Annotated in this window: 11 protein-coding genes; 6 read left to right on the forward strand and 5 right to left on the reverse strand. The window is 42.0% G+C overall.

The annotated features are described in order from the left end of the window. The first annotated feature begins 120 nt into the window (after positions 1–120). From speB to frr, 4 genes are all read left to right on the forward strand, one after another. Complete coding sequence (speB, locus tag C7B62_RS22895) at positions 121–1,008, forward strand: agmatinase (protein ID WP_106242968.1); 888 nt, start codon at positions 121–123, stop codon at positions 1,006–1,008. 163 nt (positions 1,009–1,171) lie between these two features. Continuing rightward, a complete protein-coding gene (locus tag C7B62_RS22900) occupies positions 1,172–1,699 on the forward strand; it encodes a redoxin domain-containing protein (protein ID WP_106242971.1) in 528 nt (175 codons plus the stop codon). A gap of 146 nt (positions 1,700–1,845) precedes the next feature. Next, entirely contained in the window at positions 1,846–2,568 is a 723-nt protein-coding gene (pyrH, locus tag C7B62_RS22905) for a UMP kinase (protein ID WP_106242973.1), read from the forward strand. Further along, positions 2,555–3,103: a ribosome recycling factor gene (gene frr / locus C7B62_RS22910; protein ID WP_106242975.1), complete on the forward strand. Its 549-nt coding sequence runs from the start codon at positions 2,555–2,557 to the stop codon at positions 3,101–3,103. Before pyrH ends, frr begins: the two co-directional genes overlap by 14 nt. Before the next feature lie 129 nt (positions 3,104–3,232). On the opposite strand, the gene C7B62_RS22915 is transcribed toward frr, so the two are convergent. Then, positions 3,233–3,889, reverse strand: coding sequence for a HEAT repeat domain-containing protein (locus C7B62_RS22915; RefSeq protein WP_106242978.1), 657 nt, complete (start codon positions 3,887–3,889; stop codon positions 3,233–3,235). A 559-nt stretch (positions 3,890–4,448) separates the two neighbouring features. Here C7B62_RS22915 and C7B62_RS22920 point away from each other — a divergent pair. Beyond that, positions 4,449–4,934 carry an NUDIX hydrolase gene (locus tag C7B62_RS22920; protein WP_106242981.1) on the forward strand — a complete coding sequence of 162 codons (486 nt, stop codon included), beginning with the start codon at positions 4,449–4,451 and terminating at the stop codon, positions 4,932–4,934. 51 nt (positions 4,935–4,985) lie between these two features. Here the strand turns inward: C7B62_RS22920 and C7B62_RS22925 are convergent, their stop codons facing one another. Continuing rightward, positions 4,986–5,099 carry a PetM family cytochrome b6-f complex subunit 7 gene (locus C7B62_RS22925; RefSeq protein WP_106242983.1) on the reverse strand — a complete coding sequence of 38 codons (114 nt, stop codon included), beginning with the start codon at positions 5,097–5,099 and terminating at the stop codon, positions 4,986–4,988. 141 nt (positions 5,100–5,240) lie between these two features. Here C7B62_RS22925 and pdxA point away from each other — a divergent pair, with 141 nt between their 5' ends. Then, entirely contained in the window at positions 5,241–6,281 is a 1,041-nt protein-coding gene (gene pdxA, locus C7B62_RS22930; RefSeq protein WP_106242986.1) for a 4-hydroxythreonine-4-phosphate dehydrogenase PdxA, read from the forward strand. 25 nt (positions 6,282–6,306) lie between these two features. On the opposite strand, the gene C7B62_RS22935 is transcribed toward pdxA, so the two are convergent. From C7B62_RS22935 to C7B62_RS22945, 3 genes are all read right to left on the reverse strand, one after another. Beyond that, the gene (locus C7B62_RS22935; RefSeq protein ID WP_106242989.1) at positions 6,307–6,708 is read right to left on the reverse strand and encodes a KH domain-containing protein; all 402 of its coding nucleotides are present in this window, start codon (positions 6,706–6,708) and stop codon (positions 6,307–6,309) included. Beyond that, positions 6,698–6,949 carry a 30S ribosomal protein S16 gene (gene rpsP / locus C7B62_RS22940; RefSeq protein ID WP_106242992.1) on the reverse strand — a complete coding sequence of 84 codons (252 nt, stop codon included), beginning with the start codon at positions 6,947–6,949 and terminating at the stop codon, positions 6,698–6,700. Before rpsP ends, C7B62_RS22935 begins: the two co-directional genes overlap by 11 nt. An 80-nt stretch (positions 6,950–7,029) precedes the next feature. Next, positions 7,030–8,087 (reverse strand): signal recognition particle protein (locus C7B62_RS22945; RefSeq protein WP_106242994.1); only part of this gene is annotated, 1,058 nt, incomplete at its 5' end.

Here is an 8,087-nt window from a genome sequence, read left to right on the forward strand (position 1 = left end):
TGAGCAATGAGCAATGAGCAATGAGCAATGAGCAATGAGCAATGAGCAATGAGCAATGAGCAATGAGCAATGAGCAATCAACTACCTACTACCTACTACTTACTACCTACTACTGGTTAAATGATTCCCCAACAATTTATTGGTTCAGAAGCACAGACTACCTACGAGCAAGCAAAGGTAGTGATTTTGCCTATTCCTTATGAAAAAACCACTACTTACCGTAAAGGTTGTCAAAATGGTCCTGAAGCTATTATTACCGCCTCAGAACAGTTAGAAGCTTATGATCTTGAGCTAGAGCAAGAAGTTTGTCAGCAGACAGGAATCTTTACCACCGAAGCGATCGCCAGTACTAAATTAAATCCTGATTTAGCTCCTGAGATGATGATGGAGATTGTTAGCAACAGAGTATCTGAGTTAATTAATGACGGGAAGTTTGTCATTGCTTTAGGGGGAGAACATAGTATTACCGCAGCCATAGTCGCAGCCTATCAACAACAGTTAAGTCAGCCTTTTACTGTAATTCAGATTGATGCTCATGGAGACATGCGCCACAGTTACGAAGGTTCAATCTATAATCACGCTTGCGTCATGCGCCGAGTGTTAGACATGGGACTACCGACTCTACCAGTAGGTATTCGCAGTATTTGCCTAGAAGAAGCGCAGTTAATCAAACAACAACAAATCCCCGTAGTTTGGGGGCGAGATATTTATCAAAATTCCGATTGGATTGACAGAGCGATCGCTTTAATCTCTACAGAAAAGGTATTTATCACTATCGACCTAGATGGATTAGACCCCAGCTCAATGCCTGGAGTGGGAACACCTGAACCTGGAGGTTTAAACTGGTATGAGCTAATTAAATTTATGCGCGCAGTATTCACCCGACACCAGGTAATCGGTTGTGACATCATGGAATTAGCGCCCACGTCTGACTCAGTAGCATCAGAATTTACCGCAGCCAAACTAGTCTATAAACTGATCGCTTATGCCCAGCTCAAGGTAAATTAATAGTTACTAGCTTAGAATTGATTGGGTATTACCTACAGTTGAAAGCGAGAAACCAAAATCCATCTCACCCTAAAATTAAATTTAAAACTGATAAAATTGGGTATTTGTAACGACAAACTGTCGTGTTTCTCTTGGTACTACCAATTTAGTAACTAAAATGTTTATGAATACAATAGGTAATTATGCCCCTGACTTTGAGCTTCCAGGCATCGATCAAAAAGTATATCATCTAGGTAATTATCTCCGTGGATTTGAGGCGATCGCTGTAGTTTTTATGAGCGATACGACCGAAGTAAATCAGTATCTTGAGTGTCTTAAGCAACTTCAGACTGATTTTGGGGGACAAAAATTCACCGTTATTGGCATAGACCCTAATTACTCTGTGGAGCCTATTGCTGAGAACATTAAAGCGATGCAAAAGTATGCTCAAGCAAAAAAACTCAATTTTCCCTATTTGAGAGATTCTAATCAAGATGTAGCAAAAGCTTTTAAGACTAAAGTTTTACCGACTGTTTATCTCTTAGATAGTGAGGCGGTGATTCGTTATCAAGGCAAAATTGATGACGGTGCAGAATCAGGGCAAAATCATCATTATCTGCGTAATAGCGTTATGGCGATGCTTGCAGGAGAAAGAATTGAAAGAAACTATGTTGACCCTGTGGGGACAGATATTAATTGGCGACCCCAGTAAAGCTGGTTTTTTGAGCGTTTACTCCAAAATAACTTTTAAGCTACTTAGCTTGATAGCTTAAAGCTTTTTGCATTACTAAAGTACGGAAAGCTGCTATGTTATGGGGAGGTAAATAACAAGAAAGATTGAGGTTTACTTTTCTAGGAATGAGTTACCAGAGGGTTTTATTAAAATTAAGTGGCGAAGCCCTAATGGGCAACTTGGGCTATGGTATCGATCCTGCGGTGGTCGCCGAGATCGCTCAAGAAGTTGCAGATGTAGTCAATAGTGGGATAGAGTTGGCCATTGTGGTCGGTGGAGGTAATATTTTTCGTGGCGTGAAAGCTTCTGCTGCGGGTATGGATCGGGCAACGGCTGACTATATTGGCATGATTGCCACCGTGATGAACGCCATGACCTTACAAGATGCTCTGGAAAGAATTGGCATTGACAATCGCCTACAAACTGCAATTGCGATGCAGGAAGTAGCAGAACCTTATATTCGTCGTCGTGCTATTCGTCATCTGGAAAGAGGTCGAGTTGTGATCTTTGGTGCGGGTTCGGGAAATCCTTTCTTCACCACTGATACAACGGCTGCCTTAAGAGCAGCAGAAATTGATGCAGAAGTTATTTTTAAGGCTACTAAGGTGGACGGAATTTATGATGCCGATCCTGTTAAGAATCCTGATGCCCATCGCTATCAAAGTTTGACTTATCATCATGTTCTGACTAATGATTTGAAGGTTATGGACAGTACGGCGATCGCCCTTTGTAAAGAAAACGATATTCCTATCTTAGTGTTTGATCTCTCGGTAAATGGTAACATTATGCGTGCGAGCAAAGGTGAATCTGTCGGCACGATTGTAGGAGGAAATTGTGAAGTTATCTGAAGTAAAAGAACGTATGCAAAAGACTGTTGAGGCAACTCAAAGATCTTTCAACACGATTAGGACAGGAAGAGCCAGCACTTCTTTATTAGATCGGGTGATGGTGGACTATTATGGCTCAGAAACTCCTTTAAAATCTCTAGCGAACCTCAGTACTCCTGATGCCACGACAATCATGATTCAACCCTATGATAAAGGCAGCATGGGTCAAATTGAAAAAGCAATTTCTATGTCTGATATTGGTCTGACGCCAAACAATGACGGGAGTTTGATTCGCCTGAATATTCCGCCTTTAACTAAAGAGCGTCGTCAAGAGTTAGTGAAAACGGCGGGTAAATTAGCAGAAGAAGGTAAGGTGGGAGTTCGCAATATTCGTCGTGATGCGATCGATGAGGTGCGGACACAAGAGAAAAATAGCGATATCTCGGAAGATGAATCGCGAGATTTACAGGCTGAAATTCAAAGTGTCACCGATAGCTATAATAAGAAAATTGATGAGCTTTTGGCGATTAAAGAACAGGATATTATGACTGTTTAAAGTTTAAGCCTGAAATATTAAGAGTTGGTTTTAATTTCAGTCTTAAGTAATTTTCGCTAGCGATCGCCAAACCAAATCGGCATCAGGTAAATAGACAAGGTTTAGTTTGGGTTTTAAAGGGCTTAAACCTTAACTCAGGCGCTGCAAAGATATTTGGGCAGCTTCTTTGACTTGGGGGTGTAGATCTTTTGCCAAAAATTTTAAGGCGGAGATACTTTTCTCTGTCCCCAAGTTTCCTAAAGCTTCGGCGATCCGCTGACGAATCAACCAATCTTCTGAAGCGGCAAAATTTAAGATTTTATCGACTGACTCTACTGCCTTGATTTCTCCTAATGCAGCGATCGCCGCTTGCTGTAAAATAACCTCATCGCTATCGAGAGCTTCCATCAACAATTCTTTAGCTCTAATATCCTGCAAGTTGCCTAAAGAAACCGCTGCACTAAATCTTACTAGCCAATTTGCATCTTCATAAAAGGCTCTAACCAGATGTTCAAAGGCACGAATATCATTGAGATAGCCTAATGCTCCTGCTGCATCTGCTCGAATACCATAGTCTGAATCGCTCGCCAATAAATCAGTTAGTAGCGGGAAACACTCGGCTGTAGGCTTGATTCCCAAGGCAAAAACCGCCATCGAACGGACAGGAAGTATTTCATCATTTAAAACTTTTTTAATCAAAGGAACAGCGTCTTCTGGGGCAACTTCCCTTAAAGATGTTAGAGCTAACAAACGATCTTTAGAATCGGCACTTTCCAACTGAGCAGCAATTTTTTTTAAATCTGACATTTTATAGATAAAGTTAATGATTAGATTAATCGTATCTCTATCTTAGATTTTTTAGGTCAGACATATCATCAACCAAAAGATGATTAGGCTGTCTATAATGCCATCTGCGTTATCGTCAGAGTTGGTTGTAATGATTTGAGTGGAGGTTTTCATGTTTTTTCTCCTTTACAGACATTGCGCCGAGGTGAATGTAAAATTCTGCAAAATGGTCTAGAAAGTATTTCTGGAGGAAGACCGAGATACTTGTAAAATATGCAGCATAGAGTTTAAAGCCTGTAACGCGATGGTTTCAGCGATTAAGATGAAAAATTTTCATTACTGCGATCGCCTTAGCATGAGAATATAAGCTTTTAAGACTTCAACCCCTACTTAAAATAATCTGTTGGATTTATTGATTAGATTTTCCAACTGAAAACATTGGCAGCAATTATCGATGCGTCTTGCTCTGAAGTTTTGGTGATCTATTCAAGATTTGTATCCGTATCCTCACTCCTTTACCTAGCTATAACCTATACGATACCGACTACTTGTGAAGAAATTATGAGGGTAAAATATCTCTATGCTGTCTATTTGTCTCTTAAACAATAATCCCAAATCTACCCGTAATCAAAGAGTGAATTATCGTAATCCCGCACCCACCGTAGATATCATTATCGAGTTAATCGATCGCCCTGGACGACCCATTGTACTGATTGAAAGAAAAAATGAACCCTTCGGCTGGGCAATTCCTGGAGGATTTGTCGATTATGGTGAGTCAATTGAAACTTCAGCAATTCGGGAGGCACAAGAAGAAGTCAGTCTGAAAGTAGAACTGATCGAGCAGTTTTATGTGTATTCCGATCCCAAACGCGATACTCGTCAGCATACCTTGGCGATCGCTTTTATTGCTACAGCAAAAGGTCAACCTGTGGCTGCGGATGACGCCAAAAGTCTAGGGGTATTTCATCAATGGGAATTGCCGTCAAATCTCTGTTTCGACCATGACTGCATCATGAGTGATTACTGGAATTATCGTAATTACGGTTTAAGACCAAGAATCTATTAGTTGAGATAATTATTTTAGTAGGGGCGAATAACCATCCCCCCTATCACCAGACTATTCTGTTTCTCCGCCTTGAATTTTAAGCATCAGAAAACCTAAGCTCAGACCACCTAATATTAAAACGATGCAGAGGATTGCACCGTTAAACAACATACTTTCTGCGCTCATGTCTATTTCTCCTATGTTTGATTAGATATTTATTTAAGAGGATGATCTGAATCTAAATTTTTAATTCTCAACCATAATCAATAATAGGTATTTTAAATCATTAAGTCAGCTCATCCCTAATCAATTAATTATTTTAATTTCATGTCTATAACTCCTAGCTTGGTTATTACCCAAGGCGATCCTGCGGGAATTGGATCGGAAATTATTCTCAAAGCCTTAGCGGATAATTCTTTGACTCAGCAATCTCAGATCACGATTGTTGGTAATCGTCAACTGCTACAGTTTACCTATGAACATTTGCTACAGCAGACAGAGTTAACTGAGCAAGACTTGGCTAATCCGCAAACTCTATCTTTGTTAGATATACCCCTAAAGGACAATATTACTTTAGGGCAGGGAGATGCTATCACTGGCGGGTTTAGCTTTGCCTGTTTAAAAAAAGCGATCGCTCTGACTCTTGAGGGGAAGTTTCAAGGTATTGTCACCGCACCTATCGCTAAATCTCTCTGGAAAGCAGCAGGACACGAATATCCTGGTCAAACCGAAGTTCTGGCTCTAAGTGCAGGGGTTAATAAGTTTGGCATGATGTTTATCGGACAGTCACCCCATACAGGCTGGATGCTGCGGAGTTTGCTTGCCACAACACATATTCCTTTAGCGGATGTATCTCAAGCCTTGACTCCAGAATTAATGGACTTGAAGCTAGATCTGTTAATTAACTGCCTCCAACAAGATTTTGGGATTGGACAACCAGAGATTGCGATCGCTGGTTTAAATCCCCATAGTGGGGAAGCAGGACAACTAGGTACAGAAGAACAAGATTGGCTTCTAAGCTGGCTCAAACAAGCTCAGAGTAAATATCCTCAAGCTAAACTAATTGGCTTGGTTCCGCCCGATACTATGTGGGTCAAGCCTGGACAGGCTTGGTATGGCAACTATCAGGTTAAACCTCGTACTGCTGATGCTTATATAGCTCTCTATCACGATCAGGGATTGATTCCCGTCAAACTAATGGCGTTCGATCAGGCAATCAATACTACGGTAGGGTTACCCTTTATCCGCACTTCTCCCGACCATGGTACTGCCTTTGACATTGCAGGTCAGGGAATTGCTCAGGCAAGCAGCATGAGCGCAGCAATTGAATTAGCGATCCAAATCAGTAGGCAAAGACTTCTTCAGTAATTAGCGATCGCTAATCAGTAATTAATTACTTTTTCGCAATCTTGGGAGCAGGTCGACTGGGACTTTGACGCTTGCGGTTGTTACCGCCACCTGATGAGGATCTTTCGCGATGACCAGAATCATCTGATTGGGGTGGTTCATCGCTATAGATATCTAGAAAAACAGACTCGCCCTGCGCTGCTGCTGCTGTTTGAATGGTGGTTCTAATCGCTTGAATATTCCGACCACCGCGTCCAAATACTTTGCCGCGATCGCCTTGATCAAAAGCAACTCGCAACCAAACCTTTTTACTTTGGGGATTGACTTCGGAGTTGATGCTTAGACTTTGGGGGTTTTCTAGAAAAGGTTCGATCAGAAAGCGAGCTAGTTGCTCATAATCGGGACTAACTGCTACCTGATCGCCAGACAATTTGGTCTTATTTGGCATTTACTTGTTCAAAAACTTGAGCTTTATTCAGAATGCTTCTGACAGTTTCACTAGGTTGCGCTCCCTGCTGGAGTCTTTTGATGATCGCGGGAACATCTAATCTAGTTTCATCTGTTCTAGGGTTATAAAAACCTAGTTCTTCAATCGGGCGACCATCTCTACGGGTCTTGCTTTCAATGGCTACGATTCTGTAGCTGACTTCTCTTTTTTTGCCGAAGCGTTTTAAACGTAATTTAATCATTGGCTAGGTAAATTTGTTCTTTACGATTGTAGTCGATTTTTCTGTTGTTTCCTGGGAGTTAACCAAGGCAATCTCTCATCTTACAACGATCCAAAGCCTTTTTTCTTCTTCTTGGGCTTTTTTCTTCTCCCTTGCTCAGGATAGCCACCCATACCAGGCATCCCCATCCCAGGCATGCCACCGCCCATACCAGGCATTCCCATCCCAGGCATTCCGCGTCCCATATTCTGCATCATCGAACGCATCTTCGTAAAGTCTTGGACTAGCTTAGATACATCTTTTTCGTTAAACCCAGAGCCTTTAGCTACCCGACGACGGCGACTAGGAGACTGTGCTAGCAAGTCAGGATCGGCTTTTTCGGCTTTAGTCATCGAGCTAATCATGGATTCAGTACGTTTAAGCTGAGTTTCTCCCTTAGCTAAGTCTGCGCCACTGATTTTACCCATGCCAGGGATGAGTTTGAGAACGCCCCCCAAAGAACCCATATTTTTGAGTAGGCGCATTTGTTTAATGAAGTCATTAAAATCAAACTTTGCCTCCATAATCTTCGACTGCATCTTCTCGACATCAGCCAGATCGATCTCTTCCTGGGCTTTTTCCACCAGGGTGAGAATATCCCCCATATTGAGGATACGGGATGCCAAGCGATCGGGATAAAATGGCTCTAATGCTTCAACTTTTTCGCCGACACCGACAAATTTAATCGGCTGTCCTGATACTTGTCTTACCGATAGAGCAGCACCACCACGACTATCACCATCTAACTTAGTTAAAATAGCTCCCGTAATGCCAATTTGATCGTGGAAGGTATAGGTTAGATTAGCAGCTTCTTGCCCTGTCATCGCATCCACAACCAGCAGGGTATCATCAGGCTTAATCGTGTCTTTGATCCGAGCCAGTTCCCCCATCATGTCGCTGTCGATTTGGAGTCGTCCCGCAGTATCAACAATAACCGTATCAACTCCTAACTCTTTTCCTTTCTCTATACCCTGTCTGGCAATTTCCACAGGGTCGGCGCCCGTCCCCATTTCAAATACAGGGACATCAATCTGCTTACCCAAGGTAAGTAATTGGTCGATCGCCGCAGGACGATATACGTCTGTTCCTACCATTAAGCAGGAGCGCTTTTGTTTACGTA

The organism is Pleurocapsa sp. CCALA 161 (assembly GCF_003003995.1).
Lineage (GTDB): Bacteria > Cyanobacteriota > Cyanobacteriia > Cyanobacteriales > Xenococcaceae > Waterburya.